This window comes from uncultured Desulfovibrio sp. (genome assembly GCF_944324935.1).
Classification (GTDB): Bacteria; Desulfobacterota; Desulfovibrionia; order Desulfovibrionales; family Desulfovibrionaceae; genus Desulfovibrio.
Genome location: NZ_CALUYG010000018.1, coordinates 18153 through 37690 on the forward strand (window position 1 = coordinate 18153; position 19538 = coordinate 37690).

Annotated in this window: 16 protein-coding genes; 12 read left to right on the plus strand and 4 right to left on the minus strand. The window is 63.9% G+C overall.

The genetic code is table 11. The features are described 5' to 3' along the window. The first annotated feature begins 3 nt into the window (after positions 1-3). From dsrJ to rlmN, 5 genes are all read left to right on the plus strand, one after another. Positions 4-384, plus strand: coding sequence for a sulfate reduction electron transfer complex DsrMKJOP subunit DsrJ (gene dsrJ, locus Q0J54_RS05780; protein ID WP_296304512.1), 381 nt, complete (start codon positions 4-6; stop codon positions 382-384). Further along, positions 384-1175, plus strand: a complete 792-nt coding sequence (gene dsrO, locus Q0J54_RS05785) for a sulfate reduction electron transfer complex DsrMKJOP subunit DsrO (RefSeq protein WP_296304513.1) — start codon at positions 384-386, stop codon at positions 1173-1175. The genes dsrJ and dsrO overlap by 1 nt, the downstream gene beginning before the upstream one ends. Positions 1176-1187: 12 nt before the next feature. Then, complete coding sequence (gene dsrP, locus Q0J54_RS05790) at positions 1188-2354, plus strand: sulfate reduction electron transfer complex DsrMKJOP subunit DsrP (protein WP_296304514.1); 1167 nt, start codon at positions 1188-1190, stop codon at positions 2352-2354. A gap of 186 nt (positions 2355-2540) precedes the next feature. Further along, a complete protein-coding gene (locus Q0J54_RS05795) occupies positions 2541-3872 on the plus strand; it encodes an HD domain-containing protein (RefSeq protein ID WP_296304515.1) in 1332 nt (443 codons plus the stop codon). A gap of 5 nt (positions 3873-3877) precedes the next feature. Further along, a complete protein-coding gene (gene rlmN / locus Q0J54_RS05800) occupies positions 3878-4945 on the plus strand; it encodes a 23S rRNA (adenine(2503)-C(2))-methyltransferase RlmN (RefSeq protein WP_296304516.1) in 1068 nt (355 codons plus the stop codon). 284 nt (positions 4946-5229) lie between these two features. On the opposite strand, the gene Q0J54_RS05805 is transcribed toward rlmN, so the two are convergent. From Q0J54_RS05805 to Q0J54_RS05815, 3 genes are all read right to left on the minus strand, one after another. Next, positions 5230-6090 (minus strand): TM2 domain-containing protein, encoded by an 861-nt coding sequence (locus tag Q0J54_RS05805; RefSeq protein ID WP_296304517.1) that lies wholly within the window; start codon positions 6088-6090, stop codon positions 5230-5232. A 119-nt stretch (positions 6091-6209) separates the two neighbouring features. After that, positions 6210-6440, minus strand: a complete 231-nt coding sequence (locus Q0J54_RS05810; RefSeq protein ID WP_296304518.1) for a NirD/YgiW/YdeI family stress tolerance protein — start codon at positions 6438-6440, stop codon at positions 6210-6212. 156 nt (positions 6441-6596) lie between these two features. Beyond that, positions 6597-7067 carry a nuclear transport factor 2 family protein gene (locus Q0J54_RS05815; protein WP_296304519.1) on the minus strand — a complete coding sequence of 157 codons (471 nt, stop codon included), beginning with the start codon at positions 7065-7067 and terminating at the stop codon, positions 6597-6599. A 166-nt stretch (positions 7068-7233) separates the two neighbouring features. Between Q0J54_RS05815 and cysK the strand changes: the two genes are divergently transcribed. Both cysK and Q0J54_RS05825 read left to right on the plus strand, forming a co-directional pair. Continuing rightward, entirely contained in the window at positions 7234-8148 is a 915-nt protein-coding gene (cysK, locus tag Q0J54_RS05820; RefSeq protein WP_296304520.1) for a cysteine synthase A, read from the plus strand. 131 nt (positions 8149-8279) lie between these two features. Next, complete coding sequence (locus tag Q0J54_RS05825; RefSeq protein ID WP_296304521.1) at positions 8280-9236, plus strand: chemotaxis protein; 957 nt, start codon at positions 8280-8282, stop codon at positions 9234-9236. A gap of 194 nt (positions 9237-9430) precedes the next feature. On the opposite strand, the gene Q0J54_RS05830 is transcribed toward Q0J54_RS05825, so the two are convergent. Further along, the gene (locus tag Q0J54_RS05830) at positions 9431-10987 is read right to left on the minus strand and encodes a lipopolysaccharide biosynthesis protein (RefSeq protein WP_296304522.1); all 1557 of its coding nucleotides are present in this window, start codon (positions 10985-10987) and stop codon (positions 9431-9433) included. A gap of 182 nt (positions 10988-11169) precedes the next feature. On the opposite strand from Q0J54_RS05830, the gene ilvD reads away from it, so the two are divergent. The 5 genes from ilvD to Q0J54_RS05855 all read left to right on the plus strand — a co-directional run bounded on the left by ilvD (position 11170) and on the right by Q0J54_RS05855 (position 19520). Next, positions 11170-12852, plus strand: coding sequence for a dihydroxy-acid dehydratase (gene ilvD, locus Q0J54_RS05835; protein ID WP_296304523.1), 1683 nt, complete (start codon positions 11170-11172; stop codon positions 12850-12852). Positions 12853-13119: 267 nt separating this feature from the next. Further along, the gene (locus Q0J54_RS05840) at positions 13120-15213 is read left to right on the plus strand and encodes a methyl-accepting chemotaxis protein (RefSeq protein WP_296304524.1); all 2094 of its coding nucleotides are present in this window, start codon (positions 13120-13122) and stop codon (positions 15211-15213) included. Positions 15214-15612: 399 nt separating this feature from the next. Further along, the gene (locus tag Q0J54_RS05845) at positions 15613-16077 is read left to right on the plus strand and encodes a chemotaxis protein CheW (RefSeq protein WP_296304525.1); all 465 of its coding nucleotides are present in this window, start codon (positions 15613-15615) and stop codon (positions 16075-16077) included. A 67-nt stretch (positions 16078-16144) separates the two neighbouring features. Next, the gene (locus Q0J54_RS05850) at positions 16145-18223 is read left to right on the plus strand and encodes a methyl-accepting chemotaxis protein (protein WP_296304526.1); all 2079 of its coding nucleotides are present in this window, start codon (positions 16145-16147) and stop codon (positions 18221-18223) included. Between the two features lie 151 nt (positions 18224-18374). Beyond that, a complete protein-coding gene (locus Q0J54_RS05855) occupies positions 18375-19520 on the plus strand; it encodes a DegT/DnrJ/EryC1/StrS aminotransferase family protein (RefSeq protein WP_296304527.1) in 1146 nt (381 codons plus the stop codon). Positions 19521-19538: the final 18 nt, after the last annotated feature.

Sequence of the window (19538 nt, forward strand, 5' to 3'; positions counted from 1 at the left end):
TCCATGTATAACGCCAAAGCAGTTATTGTCGGCGCCGTCATCTTCGCGGCGCTGTTCAGCTCGCCGTTCTGGCTCAATGTCGGCAAGGCCGACTACAAGCGGCCCGACGTGGTGCTGCCCAAGAACGAAAAGGAATGCGTCGAGCCTGTGGAATACATGCGCGCCGAACACATGGCCCTGCTCAATCAGTGGCGTGACCAGGCGCTGCGCAACGAAAAGCGCGTCTATGTCTCCTCCACCGGCAAGGAATGGACCATCAGTCTCCAGAACACCTGTCTGAAGTGTCACAACGACTACGCCAATTTCTGCGAAAAGTGCCACATCGCCAACAGCGTGTATCCGTACTGCTGGACCTGCCACATCACTCCCGAGGGGAAGAAGTAATGAACAAGAGCAGAAGAAGCTTTCTCAAAGTGGCGGGCCTTTCAGCCTTTGCCCTGAGCAGTGGTGTGGCAGCCCTGTCTTCCACCGCTCAGGCGGCCGCCACCATGCCCGGCAGCAGCTACAAGGTGGGCGCCGCGGCCCTCAAGGCCAGGCGCTGGGCCATGGTCATCGACACGCGCGCCTTCAAGGGCCCGGAAGACTACCAGCCCCTGATCGATGCGTGCCACAAGGCGCACAACGTGCCCACCATCGAAGGCAGCAACCAGAACATCAAATGGTTCTGGCTGGACAAGTTCGACAGCGCCTTCCCGGATGACATCAACGCCTACCAGACGGCCGCCATCAAGGATCGCATGTTCCCGCTGCTGTGCAACCACTGCACCAACCCGCCCTGCGTGCGCGTCTGCCCCACCCAGGCCACCTATCAGATGCACGACGGCATCGTGGCCATGGACTACCACCGCTGCATCGGCTGCCGCTTCTGCATGGCGGGCTGTCCCTACGGCGCGCGTTCCTTCAACTTCATGGATCCGCGTAAGCATCTGCCCAAGGAAGTGCCCAACCCGACCTTCCCCACCCGCATGATCGGCGTGGTGGAAAAGTGCACCTTCTGCGCCGAGCGTCTGGCCGTGGGTCAGATGCCCGCCTGCGTGGCGGCGTCCAACGGGCGCATCATCTTCGGCGATCTGGACGATCCCAACTCCGATGTGCGGCACGCCCTGGCCGAAAACTACAGCATTCGCCGCAAGCCGAACCTCGGCACGCAGCCCGGCGTGTACTACCTCATCTAGGGAGAACTGGCTATGCTTGAAAAAGTACTTACCGGTCCCAGGACCTTTTATCTGTGGCTGCTCTTCCTGGTCTGCGTCATCGCGGGGTGCGGTCTCGTCTACCTGCAGCAGCTGCAGCAGGGCCTCAGCATCACCGGCATGAGCCGTGATGTCTCGTGGGGCCTTTACATCTCGCAATTCACCTACTTCGTGGGTGTGGCGGCCTCGGCCGTCATGCTGGTGCTGCCGGCCTACTTCCACCATTACAAGAAATTCAAGCGCATGATCATCTTCGGCGAATTCATGGCCATCGCCGCCGTGTGCATGTGCTCGCTCTTCATCCTGGTGGACCTCGGCCAGCCCCAGCGCATGCTCAACGTCATGCTGCATCCCACGCCCAATTCCGTCATGTTCTACGACATGATGGTGCTCATCGGCTACCTGACCCTCAATGCCATCATCGGCTGGGTGACCCTGGAAGCCGAACGCCTGGACGTGGAACCGCCCAAGTGGATCAAGCCGCTCATCTACTTGTCCATTATCTGGGCCTTCTCCATCCACACCGTGACCGCCTTCCTCTACGCCGGCATCCCCGGCCGCCATTACTGGCTCACCGCCATCATGGCCGCCCGCTTCCTGTCCTCGGCGTTCTGCTCCGGTCCGGCCATCCTGCTGCTGCTGGTCTTCATCGTGCGCCGCCTCACCGGCTTTGATCCCGGCCGCGACGCCGTGAAAACCCTGACGACCATCATCACCTACGCCATGTGCGTCAACGTGTTCTTCTACCTGCTGGAGATCTTCACGGCCTTCTATTCCGGCATCCCCGGGCATCAGCATCCCATCGCCTTCCTGTTCGGCGCGCATGCCGGGCATCTGGCCTGGGTGAGCAACTGGATGTGGTGCGCCGTGATCATGGCGCTGGGTTCGCTGGTCATCCTCATTCCGCCGGCATGGCGCAACGGGCCCCTGCTGCCCCTTGCCCTGATCATGCTGGTGGTGGCCAGCTGGATCGACAAGGGCCTCGGCCTGCTCATCGGCGGCTTTACGCCCAACATGTTCGAAGGCATCACCGACTACGCGCCCACCTGCATGGAAATCGCCGTTGCGCTCGGCGTGTACGCCATCGGCGCCCTGGTGCTCTCCCTGCTCTGGAAGATCGCCCTGGGCGTGAAGCGGGAAGCGGGTCACTTCGGCGACTAGGTCTCTCCTGCCCTGGCTTTACCGAACCCCGTGCCCCGGCACGGGGTTTTTCCTTTTCTGCAAGGGGAAATGCGCGGGACGCACCGTTGCGGCCTGCGCCGTTCTGGCGTATAGTCCTTGGGTTGCCGGGCGACCGGCAGGATCCCCATTGTCTCTTCCCGCCTGATGCCGTCACAGGAGATTGCCATGCACGAAGCGCTCAAGGTAGCCACCACCATCTGCACGACCATGCTGCGCAACGGATATGATGCCCATATCGTCAATGCGCCCCTGCAACAGCATTTGCTGGAGACCAGCGACGTTTCGGCGGTGGACATTGCCTGCGAACCGGATATCGAGGTGCTCGGCAAGCTGTTTCCCGCGCTTGTGCCCGCGGAGGAGGGCCCCCTCCTTGCCCAGCTGGAGGAGGAGGGCGTCACCATCCGCTTTTATCCGCTGGTGGTGGAGGACTCGAGCCATCCCGAGCTCTCGCTCATGCGGATCACGCCGACCATCGCGGCCCAGCTCGAGCCGCGCGAGCGGCTGACCCTGCGTCTGAGCGGCTGCGCCGCGCCGCAGGATACCGGCAACATCTACGACGGCTTTTCCGAGGTCAAGAGCGGGGCCATCCGGCTTTCCGGCCTGCCGGACGAGACCCTGCGTCATAATTACCTGCTGGCCATCCGTGCCCTGCGCTTCGCCGCCAATTTCGATGTGCCCATCGAGCCCAATACCTGGCTGGCCATCGTGCGCAGCGCCTCCCGCGTGCTGGATTATGTGCCGGCGCCGGACATCATGGGCGAATGGCGGCAGGTATCGGCCGAGGCCATGCACCGCTTCGTCCGGCTGCTCTATGACGCGCAGATCCTCCAGGGGCTCATCCCCGAAGTGGCCGCGCTGGCCTGCATCCGCGAGCGCAACACCAACACGGGCGAGGAGCAGTCCGTGTTCGAGCATACGCTCCAGTGTATGCGGCACTATCCTGAAAAGGATTTCCACTACGACTGGCTGGGCACGCTGGCCATGCTCTTCCATGATGTGGGCAAACTCTTCACCGGCGAGTATTTTGATGGCGAGCTGACCTTCTACCAGCACCATCGGGTGGGCGCCAAGGTGACGCGCAAGATCCTGCGCCGTCTCCATCTGACGACGGAGGACATCGACCTGCTCTGCCATCTGGTGCGCTACCACATGCGCTTCCACTTCATGATGACCGACCGCGGCATCCGCCGCTTCAAGGCGCTGGACGAATATCCCCGCCTCATCGCCATGGCCCGTGCCGATGTGGAAGCGCGGGACGGCAACTTCACGGCCTTCAATCATAATATGAAATACCTTGAGCGGGCCGAGACGCCGGAACAGATGCTCGAACCCCTGCTCAACGGCAATGAGATTATGAACGAGACCCGCCTGGCCCCCGGGCCGCTGGTGGGCATCATCCGTGACGCGCTGCTGCAAGCCCAGATCGCCGGCGAAGTGACGGACAACGCGTCCGCCGTGCGTTTCGTGCGCGCCTACGCCCGGCGTGTCGGCAGCTAGGCGATATGGTCAATCTGCTCGATCTTACGCTCCCGGAGCTGACGGACTGGATGCAGCAAGAGCTGGGGGAGCCCCGCTTCCGCGCCGTGCAGGTCTGGCAATGGCTCTGGCAGCGCATGGCCCGCGACGTTGACGAGATGACCAACGTCTCCAAAGCCTGCCGGGCCCGTCTTGCCCAGTGCGCGACCATCGCCTGGCCGGAAGTGACACGCGTGCAGGAAAGCCGCGACGGCACGACCAAGTTCCTCCTGCGCCTTGCCGACGGGGCGGAAGTGGAGACCGTGCTCATCCCCTCGGAGTCCCGGGACGGCAGCCGCCGCTGGACGCAGTGCGTGTCCTCTCAGGTGGGCTGCGCCATGGGCTGCACCTTCTGCAGCACGGGGACGATGGGCTTTGAACGCAACATGCGTATGGGCGAGATACTGGGTCAGATCCTCGTGGCCCGCGCCCATCTGGGTGACAACCGGCCGGACTGGCCCATCCTGCGTAATCTCGTCTTCATGGGCATGGGCGAGCCGCTGCTGAATCTGCGCGAGGTCATGCGGGCGCTCCAGAGCCTCAATGACGACAGGGGCCTCAACTTCTCGCCGCGGCGCATCACCGTCTCCACCTGCGGCATCGAAAAGGGCCTGCGCGAGCTGGGCGAAAGCGGCCTGGCCTTTCTGGCCGTTTCGCTGCATGCGCCAACGCAGGAGCTGCGGGCGCGCATCATGCCCAGGGCGGCACGCTGGCCGCTGGAGGAGCTGCTGGCCGCCCTTAAGTCCTATCCGCTGAAGACACGGGAACGCATCACCTTTGAATACCTGCTGCTGGGCGGCGTCAACGACGGGCCGGAACACGCGCGGGAACTGGCGCGCATCGTCAGCGACATCAAGGGCAAGCTCAACCTCATCGTCTACAATCCCGCCGAGAACGCCCCCTACGAAGCCCCCACGCCGGAGCGGGTGCTGGCCTTTGAGAAGATGCTCTGGGATCGTCACATCACGGCCATCATCCGCAAGTCCAAGGGGCAGGACATCAAGGCCGCCTGCGGTCAGCTCAAGGCCGCGCAGGCCGAGCGCCGTCCCGCATAGGGCGTTTTGCCTGTGAAAAAGGCGGAACGCGGTCGGCGGCACAGCGCCGCCCGTCGAAATCAGGCGGAATGACCGCGTTTTTCCGTGAAACGCCAGGCTGTATGGTGTGAAACGCGGAGCGTTTCACACTGAAAATGCCCTAATGCGCGAAGACGCGGACTTGCCCCGCCGTCTCGCGTCTCCTCGCCTCACTGCCTCGTGAAGCAGGTCTTTCCCGGCGTTCATGCTGTCGCCCCAGAGGAGGGGAGGATGTCTTTCTCCCGCCGACTGAGTTATTTCGCTTCTCAGGCGGTGGCGGGGCGTCCTCTGCCGTCTCTGAAGCAGCCGCAGCTCACGGCAGCGATGTCGCTGAGCAGCCAGCTCAATTGCAACGGGAAGGTAAGGAGGATCCACATGAAGTCGGTGGCCTCCCTCATGAGCGGGATACACTGCAGGGAGTACACGTTCACCAGGAACAGGCATAGCATGCAGAGCCCGGTATACGGACGCCGGACAAGGAAGCGGTGTGCCCCGACGACTCCCAGAAAAATGGTCAGCAGCGTAAGCCTGCGGCGGCTCCGCGAGTTGCTCTCGTCCCTTCCTTCATCCTGCCACCCGGTGATGCGGCGGCCCTGTCCATCCCTGAAGCGCCCACTTGCGACGAAAACAAGATCCACCAGCATCCAGATCGTCACCGCGCTGAGCGGGAACACGCCAATGAAGGCCACAAGGAGGATCAGACCGAGCGGGGTCAGCATCAGCATGCAGAGGCCGGACAAGGGGCGCCCGGCATAGAAGCGATGCATCCCGAAGATGCCGGCAAAAAGGGTCAGCAGCAGAAGGAGACGCCGGTCTCCGGGCCTGAACGCGCGAACGACCGCGTGGAGCAACAGGCCGCACGGCAGCGCCAGGCAACCGGCAAAGGCCGGAACCAGAAGCGCGCCGACGAGGTTCCCGTTGGTGAGCCCCCAGAAGTTGAGGCCAAAGGCCATCAGGAAAAGCGCCGGATTTTTGCGGGGGGCGGCCGCCTGCAAGGCCATGACGATGGGGGGGATACAGAGCAGCGCGCTATGTCCGAGGATGGCCTCGTTGGATAACGGGCTGAAGATCATGGGCAAACCGCCCAAAGCGGCCAGCAGCAACAGCAAGAAGCAGAGCCTGGTCATGGATATGTCCTGGGTGATGGTATCTCTCAGGATACAGCTATGCCGCCGGCTTGTCCATTTTCAGGGTCGCCGGCGGCATCTGGTTCAGTTCTCCCGCAATGGGGCAGCTTTCACTGTTTTCAGGGCAGAACTTCAATATAGCGGACACGCAGGTGCGGGTCCTGCCGATCCGGGTGGCGCTTGCCGCCGATCTCGCCGGTGATGCGGATGGTCTGCTCCGGACGGACATCGGTCTGCCCGAAGACATGGGGCGGAATGTCCACGATCATCTGACCGCCCCCGGCCTCGAACACATAGCGGTTGCGGTGCTCGTGGCTGGTCAGGTGTCCGGTCAGGGAACAGGTGGTCATCTCCTCGCCGCGGGCGCATTCCGCAAGCGGGTCGTGGGTGAGGCGGCATTGCTGCTGGGGCCAAGAAAACCGGCCCGGGCATCAGCAAGAGGCGTCAGGGTCAGGGTCGAAAGGGCGCAAGGCAAAGACGGGGTTTGTACATGGGACTCTCCCGGATCAGCGGATGGCGCAATTGCCGTCCTTGCAGTCGGCAGACGGGACGACAGGGGTAGCCTGGAACAGGACGACCTGTTCCGTATCGCCATTCCTGGCGATGACGACGGAATAACGCATCAAGCCTTCGGGCAGGGCGGGCGTGGCCGTACCACGCAGGATGCCGTTGCCCGTCAGGAGGGTACAGCCGCCGATCATGCTGCGGCGCAGGTTGGACAGGGTCAGATGATCGATGACGAGCTTTTTGTTCCTGATGCTCGCAATGAAATGTTCCTTGTCCTGGATATGGCCGTTGGCGGCGATATGCCAGTAGTTGGGGGCAAGGATCTTTTCCAGCATCTCCGTGTCGGCGCTGATGACGGCATTGGCGTAAACTTCGACCACATCGGCCCTGGCCGCCGCCGCGCGGACGCCGAGATGCAGGGTGAGGGCGCATGCGGCAAGGATCAGCAGACAGGTTCGAAGGCTCTTCATGGGCAACTCCTTGATGGCAGATGATGCACATACGCAGACAGGGGCACTGCCTGTTTTTCTTGAAAAGACTACGTCCTGTCCCGCGGCACTGTCAAGAAGGACCATCGTTGCCAACCGGTACTGTTTGGCCTATTATTTGAAAAATATCCACCGGAGAGAGGTCTTCATGCTGACGACGGTCCTGCAAAGTATCGGCAATACCCCCCTGTTACAACTTTCCCCCCTGTGCGGCGATCTGCCCGGTACGGTCTGGCTCAAGCTGGAAAATTGCAATCCCGGCGGCTCCATCAAGGATCGTGTGGCTTTTCATATGGTGGACCGCGCCCTTGACAGGGGCGACGTGCTCCCCGGCGGCACACTGGTGGAGGCGACCAGCGGCAATCTCGGCATCGGACTGGCGCTGGTGGCGGCCGTGCGCGGCCTGAAATGCGTTCTGACCATGCCCGAGACCATGAGCATCGAACGCCGGCGGCTGCTGGAAGCCCTCGGGGCCGAGCTGGTGCTGACGCCGGCCGCGGAGGGCATGGGCGGCGCCGTCAGGAAAGCGGAACAGCTGGCGGTGGAGCGCGGGGGCATCATCCTCGGGCAGTTCACCAATCCCTGGGCCGTGGAAGCGCACTACAGCACCACCGGGCCGGAGATCTTCCAGGACAGCGTGGGAACCATGCAGGTGCTGGTGGCCGCCGTCGGCTCCGGGTCTTCCATCACGGGCATAGGGCGCTACCTCAAGGAGAACGGGACGGACGTCAGCGTGTATGCGGTGGAGCCGGCCGAATCCCCGCTGCTTTCCGGCGGCAAGGCCGGCCCGCACGGCATCCAGGGCATCGGCGCGAACTTCGTGCCCGCCATCCTGGACCGCGAGCTGCTGGACGGCGTGTTGACCGTCTCCACGGAAGAAGCCCTGCGCACATCGCGCCTGCTCATGCGTACCTGCGGCGTCTGTGCGGGCATTTCCACGGGAGCCAATGTGGCGGCTGCGCTGCGTGTGGCGGCCCGGCCGGCCATGCGCGGCAAAAATATCGTGACCCTTGCCTGCGATACGGGCGAACGCTACATGTCCACGGAACTCTTTGCAAAGTAGGCACGCCGTTACCGTTACGTCCGACGCCCCCGCTCTCTTTTCGACGGGGGCGCTAATCTTTTTTGGCGGGCTGCCGTAAAGGTTTGATGGAAACGTGTGATGACGTTTGCATTGCCCCATCCGGAGTACCTATGTCGCAGACAAACATTCTTCTTGAAACCGGCACCAATGAACTGGAAATCGTGGAGTTTTACGTCAATCAGGACGGGTACGAAGGTCATTACGGGCTGAATGTGGCCAAGGTGGTCGAGATCATCCGGCGGCAGAACGTCACGGCCATGCCGGAGATGCGCCACCCCGCCGTGCTGGGGGCCTTTTCCCACCGCAACGGGCGCATCGTCCCGCTCATCGACATGGCGAAATATCTGGGCAGCACGCCCATTGCCAACGAAGACGCCAAGATCATCGTGACGGAGTTCAATACGGTCTGCACGGGCTTTCTGGTTTCCGGCGTCAACCGCATCTACCGCCTGAGCTGGACGGATGTGGAGGCGCCGGGCAAATTCCTGCAGAACATCAGCCAGAGTTCGGTCATCGGCGTTGTGCGCCTGGAAGAGCGGGTCATCTTCCTGCTCGACCTGGAAGCCATCGTGGCCGAGCTCCATCCGGCAATGGCCATCCGTTTCGATCTGGATACGGCCAAACGCCCCGTGGACGGGCGCGTCTACAAGATTCTGCATGTGGACGACTCCTCCTCCATCAGGGTGCTGGTGCTCGACCTGCTGACCAAGGAAGGACGCTTCGAGGTTCAGCAATGCGTCAACGGGCAGGAAGCCTGGAACGAGCTCTGCCGCCTGCGCCGTCTGTGTGAAGAGAACAATGTGCCCATCTCCCATTACCTGCAGGGGATCATCACGGATATCGAAATGCCGACCATGGACGGTCTGGCCCTCTGCAAGCGCATCAAGGAGGATTCCATCCTCAAGGCGCTGCCCGTGGCCATCTTCTCGTCCATGATCAATGAGAGCCTGGCCCGCAAGTGCGGCGTGGTGGGGGCCGACGCCCAGTACACCAAGCCCGACCTCAAGGCGCTTTCGGAAAAGCTGTACGACCTTGTGGTGACCGCCTGGGGGACGGGCGAGCTCTAGGCGCGGCATGTCGCGGCGAGTTCGTCGCCGCGGGGAAGGGCAGGGGCTGCCTGCCGTCATGGGGACGCGATCGTTGCGGTCTTCTCCGTCTGGGCGGAGAAGACCGCTTTTTTGCCTGTGCCGCAAGAGGGCGGCGCTTTGCTGGCGTGTCGGGGCGTCGGCGGGATGTCTGGCAGATCGTCGGAGGGACGGCGTCAGGAGGGCGTCCGCCGCGGCAGGACACGACGCAGGAAGGCGGTCAGTTCGTCACGCCGCAGCCCGGCCAGCGCGGGCAGCAGAAAGAGGACGAGCAGGGCGGACAGCGTGTAGAGCACGCCGGCGCAGAGAAAGCGCGGCAGGGAGACGGCGTCGCCAATGCCGCACAGCAGCGTCAGTTCATGGCAGACCAGGGCCAGCCCCAGCAGCACGGCAAGACACCAGAACTGATGGGCCAGGTTGCGCAGCCAGGAAAAGGGGATGAGCCGCGAGGCCATGTAGAGCTGGATGTTGACCGTGATGAACTGCACGCCCACGGTCTTGCAGGCCAGCCCCACAGCGCCCAGATGCAGGCCGAGATATTCCTCCGGCGCAAGCAGCAGCCAGACGGCGGCAAAGCCGTAGACGGCGTCCAGCATGGTGATGTTGCGGGTGGTGCGGGTGCGGCCGGCGGCATGGAAAACGGAGCTGGCAAGCTGCATATAGGCCTGATGGAGGGGGTAAAAGGCCATGATCTGCACCGGCAGGACGGCGGGGGCGAATTCCGCGCCGCCGAAGAGGTTGACCAGGGCCCCGGCCTCCACGGCGCTGAAACAGGAAAAGTAGGCGGCAACGGCATAGAGCAGGGGGGCGAAGCGCTGCATGAGACGTCCCATGCCTTCCATGTCCTTGTTGCCCCAGGCAATGGAGAATTCGCGCATGATGAGCGGGGTCATGGCGGAGACGAACAGGAAGCAGGCGATGCAGACTTTCTGGGCAAGGGCGTAGTAGGCCTGCTGGGTACTGCCGTCGAACCACTGGAGCAGCCAGCGTTCCACGCTGAGCATGGCGAAGGTCAGCAGGGCCTGCACGAACAGCGGGTGGCTGTAATGGAAGAACTCCCGGGCATAGGCACGGGTCTGTCCGCCAGTCAGCCGCAGGCTGAAGCGTCCCTCCCGGCCGAAGCGCTCCTCCCAGGTTTTTTTGCTCACTGCCCAGTAGCCCAGCGCCGTGGCCGCCAGCATGGCGTATTGCTGGCCGAACAGGCTGTAGACATTGAGGATGTCCAGCCAGTAGAGGCTTGCCAGTGCAAGGACGGCCAGCAGGGCGATGACGGTGCGGGACATCTCCGAGGGCACGGTGGCGCCCACGGCATCGTTCATGGAGCGCAGCACCCGCCCCCACCAGGTGAGGAAGGCCCAGACGGCGGCCAGCGGCGCCAGCCAGGCCGGCACGTCGGGCATGAGCAGGCTCCCCGCCGCGGGGATCTGCATGAGCCAGGCCAGTCCCAGACTGATGCAGGCCACGAGCAGGCTGACGCGCAGATAAAAGGCGATGAGGCCGGTCTCATGCTGGCGGCGGGACAGGGCGTTGTAAAAACAGGTGGATGTGCCCATGTCCAGAAAGCCGGAGAGCTGCTGGAAAAGATTGGTGGCAAAGCTGTAGTTGCCGTACATCTGCGGGCCAAGCGCGCGTGGCAGGATGGCTTCCATGACCAGATAGACCGGTACGGAGGCCACATTGGCCAGCAGTTTGTAGAGGTAGCGCCGGGCCAGGGTGGGGGTGGAGCGTTGCATGCCCGCCAGACTAGCCGATTCCTGCCGGCCATTTCAAGCGGATTTGCCGCTTGCGGATGTCCGGCGCCGGATGGCGCGGACAGGTCGGGCCGGCTCTTCCCAAGGTCGGGCTTTTGCCGTACAAAAAGTCTGTCCGGGGATACGCGCCGGACGAATTCGTTTTACAGCACAAGGATGGCATCATGGACGAAAGCCGCAGCAAAAAAATGAAAGCCGGGCTGGAAAAGGCCCCGCATCGTTCCCTCCTGTACGCGCTGGGTCTGACCCGCGAGGAAATGGAGCGCCCGCTGGTGGGAGTGGTCAACGCGGCCAGCGAGGTCGTTCCCGGGCATCTTCACCTCGGCAAGCTGGCCGAGGCGGTCAAGGCGGGCGTCCGCATGGCGGGCGGCACGCCGCTGGAATTCCCCGCCATCGCCGTTTGCGACGGCATCGCCATGAACCATGAGGGCATGCGTTTCTCTCTGCCGTCCCGGGAATTCATTGCCGATTCCATCGAGATCATGGCCCGCGCGCACGCTTTTGACGCGCTGGTCTTCATCCCCAATTGCGACAAGTGCGTGCCCGGCATGCTCATGGCCATGATGCGCCTGAACATCCCGTCCGTCCTGGTTTCCGGGGGGCCCATGCTGCCCGGCACGCTGGACACGACGCGCAAGGGCGACCTCATCACCGTTTTCGAAGGCGTGGGGCGCGTGCGCAACGGTCGGATGACCGAAGAGGAGCTCGCCCGCTGGGAAGAGCGCGCCTGCCCCGGCTGCGGTTCCTGCGCGGGCATGTTCACGGCCAATTCCATGAACTGCCTGGCCGAGACCATCGGCGTGGCCCTGCCCGGCAACGGGACCATCCCGGCCGTGCACGCCGCCCGTATCCGGCTGGCCAAACAGGCGGGCATGCGGGTCATGGAGATGCTGGAGCGTCACATCCTGCCCCGCGACATCGTCACCCGCGGCGCGGTGGAGAACGCCATCGCCGTGGACATGGCCCTGGGCTGCTCCACCAATACGACCCTGCATCTGCCCGCCGTCTTCCATGAGGCGGGGCTGGATATCGACCTTTCCGTCTTTGACGAGGTGAGCCGCAAATCGCCCAACCTCTGCAAGCTCTCGCCCGCCGGGAGCCACTACATGGTGGACCTGGACAACGCCGGCGGCATCCCGGCCGTGATGAGCGAGCTGGACAAGCTGGGGCTCATCCACAAGGACTGCCTGACCGTGACCGGGAAAACCGTGGGTGAGAACCTGGCGGAGCGTCATGCCCGCATTCTCGATCCCGAGGTCATCCGTCCGCTGGAAAAGGCCTACTCGAAGGAAGGCGGCATCGCCATCCTGCGGGGTTCGCTGGCCCCTGACGGCGCGGTGGTCAAACAGTCCGCCGTGGCCCCGGAAATGATGTGCCGCGAGGTGACGGCCCGCGTCTTCGACAGCGAGGAGGACGCCATGCGGGCCATTCTGGACGGCAAGATCAAGCCCGGCGACGGGGTCGTGGTGCGCTATGAGGGACCGCGCGGCGGACCGGGCATGCGCGAGATGCTGTCGCCCACGGCGGCCATCACCGGCATGGGGCTCGGCAAGGATGTGGCGCTCTTCACCGACGGGCGCTTCTCCGGCGGCACCAATGGCGCGGCCATCGGCCATATCTCGCCGGAAGCCGCCAACGGCGGACCCATCGCGCTGGTGCGCGACGGCGACCGCATCCTTGTGGACATCCCCAACCGCCGTCTGGATCTGCTGGTGGACGAGGCCGAACTGGCGCGCCGGCGCGGCGAGCTGACGCCGCCGCGCAAGGAATGCCCGTACCCCGTGCTGCGGCGCTATGCCAACATGGTCAGTTCCGCCGACAGCGGCGCCATGTACAAACCGGTGTGACCCGCGCCGGCTTTGATCGGCACGATGCAATGGGGAGCTTGCTCCCCATTTTGCGTCCGCGGGCAGGCGGGCCGTTTGTGGACGATAAAATACGGTAAATATTGTCCGAAAGGCTCAACTTTGCCAAAAAGCCGTCGATAAGGCGGACAGAGTCCCTATTTTTTTCTTCCGTACGCTTGACTGGCCCCCCCTGCTTCTCAGCAGCCCTCGTGCGCGATGCGGAAACTGGTTCGCTTGATGTTTTAACGATCCCCTGAGAGGCTGTCCATGAAACTGAAACTGCAAGGCAGGATGATTCTTTTTATTCTGGTGCCCGCCCTGCTGGGGCTGTGCGTCCTTGCCGGTATGTGCTATTCCAGTTCCGCCCGGGCCATCTACAATCAGATCAGCAAGGACGCGCCGGTGGTGCTCGATACCCTCAAGATCGGTATCGACAACTTCTTCACCACGTTGCGCCAGGGCATGTACATGCCGGTGGAAAACCAGCGCATCACCTATTTTCTGGAAGCGCATGAAGCCGGCGTGAAGGGCAGCGAGCTCAAAACCTATTTTGACAGCGCCAATGAGTCTCTGCGCCATTACATCGGCGTGACCAGCGCCATCAATACCTGCGGGGTGGTGGTCAAGGACGGTACGGTGGTGCTGCACCGCGTTTCCGGCCGGGACGAGCCGGGCAATCTGCTCGGCAAGAACATGGGCGACCGTCCCTACATCCAGTCCGGCCTGCAAAACAAGGAAAGTCTCGGCACCTACAAGAGCCGCGCCACCGGCGAGACGACAACCATCGTCAGCCTGCCCATCCGCCTGGACAAGACGGTCATCGGCGTTTTTTACGCGGGTATGAACAACATCCGGCTCAGCCGGAACATCCTCGGCGCTGTCAGGATGGGCGAATTCGGCGCGGCCTATGTCTATAATCCGCAGGGCGAGGCCATCATGCACAGCGATCCCGCGCGCATCGGCACTGACGAAAGCGCGCTGCCGCATGTGCGGGAAATGCTGACGAAGAAGGAAGGTTCGCTGGAGTACGTCAACAAGGAAGGCTTCACCAAGATCGTCTATTATGAGACCATGCCCACCGAGGGCTGGCTCATCTGCGTGGAGCTGGACAAGAACGAAGTCATGCAGCCCGCCCACGACCTGCTGATCAATGTGCTGGCGCTGATGGTCGCGCTGGCGCTGGTGGTCGGCGCCATCATCCTGGTCACCGCGCGGGGTATCGCCCGTCCGCTGCGCGTCTGCTCCGAACTGGTGGAGCATGCCTCCAAGGGCGACCTGGAGACCACGCCGGCGGAAGATCTGGAGCTCGGCAAGGCTGAACGGCGCGGGGATGAGATCAGCATCCTGGCGCGTGGCATCCGCGAAATGGTGCAAAACATCAAGCGCCTGCTCCAGGAAAGCGAGGGCAAGGCTTCCGAAGCCCTCAAGGCGACGGAAGAAGCCAGGGCCGCCACGGCCCGCGCCGAAGAGGCCGCCAAGCGCGCCGAAAATGCCAGGCGTGAGGGCATGTACGCCGCCGCCACCGAGCTCGAGGAAGTGGTGAGCATCATCACCTCGGCCTCCACGCAGCTTTCCGTCCAGATCGAACAGTCCGACCGCACGGCTTCCGATTCGGCGCAGCGCCTTTCCGAAGCGGCCACGGCCATGAATGAAATGAACGCGACCGTTCAGGAAGTGGCGCGCAACGCCTCCGACGCCTCCAAGATGTCCGCCGAAACGCGCAGCAAGGCCGAGCAGGGCGCCGTCGTGGTGCAGCAGGCTGTGGACAGCATCGAAAAGGTGCAGGAGGTGGCCGAGGTGCTGCGGACGGACATGCAGCAGCTCAACGAGCACGCCCGTTCCATCAACGCCATCATGAGCGTCATCTCGGACATCGCGGATCAGACCAACCTGCTGGCGCTCAATGCCGCCATCGAGGCGGCGCGCGCGGGCGAAGCCGGAAGAGGCTTTGCCGTGGTGGCCGACGAGGTGCGCAAGCTGGCCGAAAAGACCATGGCCTCCACTTCCGAGGTGGGCAGCGCCATCAGCGCCATCCAGCACAGCACCACCAAGAGCATGGAAGGGGTGGACAAGGCCGTGGCCCAGATCGGCCAGGCCACGGAGCTTTCCAGCCAGTCCGGCGTGGCCCTGCACGAGATCGTCACCGATGCCGAGACCACAGCCGACGCGGTGCGGGCCATAGCGGCGGCCAGCGAGCAGCAGTCCGCCGCCAGCGAGGAAATCAATCAGTCCATCGTGCAGGTCAACGACCTGTCCGACAAGACGGCGCAGGCCATGCGCGAGGCGGCGCAGGCGGTATCATCCCTGGCGGCGCAGGCGCAACATCTGGAGACGCTCATCGAGGACATGAAGCGGCAGTAAGCCGAAGGCCTCCCGCATGCCGGGCATGCGGGAGGCCTTTTGCTTTTTGCGGTCGTGGAGGGAACCTGACACGGCCCTGGCCGCCCGCTGCCGCATGCTCCCTGCCGGAGGTCATCCCGGGGATGTGCGGTGGCGGAGGGCTTTTTTTGTCCCGGGAGAGGCGCGGGGCATCCCCCGGGCCGGCTTGCGCTCACAGGCGAAATGAGGCAAGAGTGCGGTGACGCCGTCATTGCCCGTGCCAGCCCGCAGCGGCCGTCGCGCGGCGCTCCTGCACGCGCGGCACAGGCGCGGCGCGGCGGCGAAACTGGCGCAAGCGACGGCGCGACACCTAATATTCGTCCCTTTCGCGCCGATAAAGCAACAGATGCCTGTGATCATAACGGCTTGCTTGGAGGATATATGAGCCAGGAAATTTCCCGTGAAGACGGTCTCCTGCAACTGGTGACCTTCCATATCGGCGAGGAAGAGTTCGGGGTGGACATTCTGGCCGTGCAAGAGATCATCCGCATGATGCAGATAACCCCGGTGCCGCGCGCTCCCGTCTACATCGACGGCGTCATCAATCTGCGCGGCAAGGTCATCCCCGTTGTCAACATGCGTTCGCGCTTCAGTCTGCCGGTGCAGGAACCGACGCCGCAAACGCGTATCGTGGTCATGGAATTCGACCAGAAGATCGTGGGCTTCCTCGTCGATGCCGTTTCCGAGGTGCTGCGCATCCCCTCGTCCACGGTGGAGGATCCGCCACCGGTGGTGGCCGGCATCGGCTCCGAGTACATCCGCGGCGTCGGCAAACTGGACGAGCGCCTGCTCATCCTGCTTGACCTTGACCGCCTGATGTCGCATCTGGATATCGACAGTCTCTGATTGCGAGGAGGACACTCGCGCTGAGGAGTGTCGTCATCTTTCCCCCCTTTCGCAAAAGGATGTCTCCATGAAACTTTTTACGAAAATGACGCTTACCATCCTCTGTCCGGCGCTGATCGGTCTGATCATCCTGGGCGGCGTGAGCTACCGCAACGCCTCCTCAGCGCTGATGGAGCAGATCGAGAACGATATCCCCACCCTGCTCGTGGCGCAGGAGATCGGCACGGAGATGCTGTTCAGGACGCTGCGGCAGGGCATGGAGATGCCCGCCCAGAACATCCGCATCCTGGAAACGCTGCGCTTCTATGCCAACGGCATCAAGGACGAGCAGGACATCGCCGATGTGGATTCCCTGCTGGCCCATTACATCAAGACGACGACGGGCATCGCCATTTGCGGCCTCGTGGCGCCCGACGGGATCATGCTGGGCTGCCGCAATGATGCCGACGATGCCCCCGACAAGCTCAGGGACAGCAATGTGGCGGACCGTGAGTACGTCAAGGCCGGACTGGCGGGCAAGGCCAGCATCGGGACCTACAGCAGCAAGGAGTCGGGCAGGCTGAGCACCATCGTGGGCGTTCCCGTGAAGGACGGCAACGACTATGTGGGCGTGTTCTTCGCTGGCCTGGACAACGCCCAGTTGTCACAGCTGCTGCTGGGACGCATCAAGGCCGGCAACAAGGGCCGGGCCTATGTGTACAGCGCCTCCGGCGAAGTCATCCTGCACAGCGACACGTCGCAGCTCGGCCGCAACGATGCCGCTGCCGAACAGTTCAAGGCCATGCAGGGCAAGGAAGCCGGGCGCATCGAATTCACCACGGCCGACGGCGACGCCAAGATCCTTTATTTCCGCCTCATGCCCAGCGAAAACTGGTACTGCTGCATCGAGCTCGACGAAACGGAAACACTGGCCAGGATACACACGCTGCGTGCGATCATCATCGTGCTGGCCGTGGGCCTGGCCCTGCTGGTGTCGGCCATCATCTTCGTCATGGCGCGCGGCATCACGCGGCCGCTGGGCGTCTGCTCCCGTGTGGTGGAGCAGGCGGCGCGCGGCGATCTGGATCTTTCCGCCGAGACCAGCGCGGCCCTGGATCAGGCGACGCGGCGCGGCGATGAGATCAGCGTCGTGGCCCGCGGCGTGCGGCACATGATGGACGGCATCCGGCGTCTGCTCGGCGAGAGCGAGGCCAAGACCCGGGAGGCTCTCAAGGCGACCGAAGAGGCCAGGGCCGCCACGGAACGCGCCGAAGAGGCGGCCAGGCATGCCGAGCTCGCCCGGCGCGACGGCATGCAGAGCGCGGCCAACCAGCTCACGGAAATGGTGGACGTCATCTCCGCGGCGGCCACCCAGCTCTCGGCCCACATCAGCCGCTCGGACGTGACGGCCTCGGAGTCGGCGCAGCGCCTTTCCGAAGCGGCCACCGCCATGAATGAGATGAACTCCACCGTACAGGAGGTGGCCCGCAACGCTTCCGCCGCGTCGGAAATGTCCGCCGAGACCCGGCACAAGGCCGAAGACGGTGCCGCCGTGGTGCAACAGGCGCTGGTGAGCATCCAGGAAACGCAGCAGCAGACCCTTCGCCTCAAGGACGACATGCACCAGCTCAACGAGCACGCCCGTTCCATCAGCGCCATCATGGGCGTCATCTCGGACATCGCGGATCAGACCAACCTGCTGGCGCTCAATGCCGCCATCGAGGCGGCACGCGCGGGCGAGGCCGGCCGCGGCTTTGCCGTGGTGGCCGACGAGGTGCGCAAGCTGGCCGAAAAGACCATGGCCTCCACCTCCGAAGTGGGCAATGCCATCAACGCCATCCAGCAGAGCACGGCAAAGAGCATGGACGGCGTGGACAAGGCCGTGGAGCAGATCGATCAGGCCACGGAGCTGGCCAACAAGTCCGGCAAGGCGCTTACCGATATCGTCTCCGATGCGGAGACCACCGCCGACGAAGTGCGCGCCATCGCCACGGCCAGCGAGGAACAGTCCGCCGCCAGCGAAGAGATCAATCAGTCCATCGTGCAGGTCAACGATATGTCCACGGAAACGGCGCAGGCTATGGCCCAGGCCGCCCAGGCCGTGAACAATCTGAGCGAGCAGGCCAGGCGGCTGGAGCAGCTCATCAACGATATGAAGGCCGGCTAGGACAAGCCTGCCGGAACGAACAGGGCGGCGCAGGCCGCCCTTTTTTATGGGCGCATATCCGTTCGCGCGGTCGTACGGGGAACAGACAAGGCTTGCTCCCGGGGCTTTTAGAGGATATGCAGGTATCCATTCCATCCGTCTGGAGGACAGTATGCAACTGCGTCTATCGCGCTCCATCGTGGGCGTCTCCGAAGCCGAAGCCGTGCGCCGCGTCATCGAGGAGGACGGCTATCTGGGCATGGGGGCCGAGACCCGTCGCTTTGAGGAAGAGCTGGCCGCCTGGCTCGGCGTGGAACCGTGGCAGGTCATCACCACCAATACGGGGACGGCGGCCCTGACGCTGGCCGTGGACAGTCTCTTTGCCGACAGCCGCCTGCCGGAGCGCGGCGGAGCGCTGCCCAAGATACTCGTGCCTTCGCTGACCTTCGTGGCCTCCTTCCAGGCCATCGTGGCGGCCGGCTGCCAGCCTGTCGCCTGCGACGTGCTGCCGCAGACCGGCACGCTGGATCTGCGCGACGCCGAGAGACGCCTGGACGGCGACGTGGTGGCCATCATGCCGGTACACTATGCCAGCAACCCCTGGCATCTTGACGACGTCCACGATTTTGCCCGTCACAAGGGTCTGCGCGTCATCGAGGACGCGGCCCATGCCTTGGGCTGCCGCCATCACGGCCGGAAGATCGGCAGTTTCGGCGACCTCGTCTGCTTCAGCTTCGACGGCATCAAGAACATCACCAGCGGCGAGGGCGGCTGCCTTGTGGCCTTCGACCGGGAGAGCGCGCAGCGGGCCGCCGACGCCCGTCTGCTGGCCGTGGAGGGAGACACCCGCTCCCGCTACGCCGGCACGCGCACCTGGACGCCGGACATCAAGCGCCTTGGCTGGCGCTTCCACCTCAGCAACATCATGGCCGCCATCGGACGCGTGCAGCTTGCCCGCCTGGAGCCGGAGTTCATCCCTGCCCGCAGGGAGCTTGCGGCCCGCTACGCCGCGCAGCTCGGCGACGTGCCGCATCTGGCCCTCCTCGAGACCGACCCCGCCGACTTCATCGTCCCGCACATCCTGCCCGTCCGCGTGCTGGACGGCCGCAAGGACGCCTTCAAGGAGGCGCTGGCGGCACGCGGCATCCCCACCGGCGTGCATTACAAGCCCAACCATCTGCACAGCTTTTTTGCCGCGCCATCACTGCCCGTGTGCGAGCGGCTCTATGCCGAACTGGTGACCTTGCCGCTGCATCCCGGTCTGAGCCACGAGGACGTGGATGCCGTCTGCCGCGCCGCGCGCGAGGCCCTGATCTGACGCCGCCCAAGGAGACGA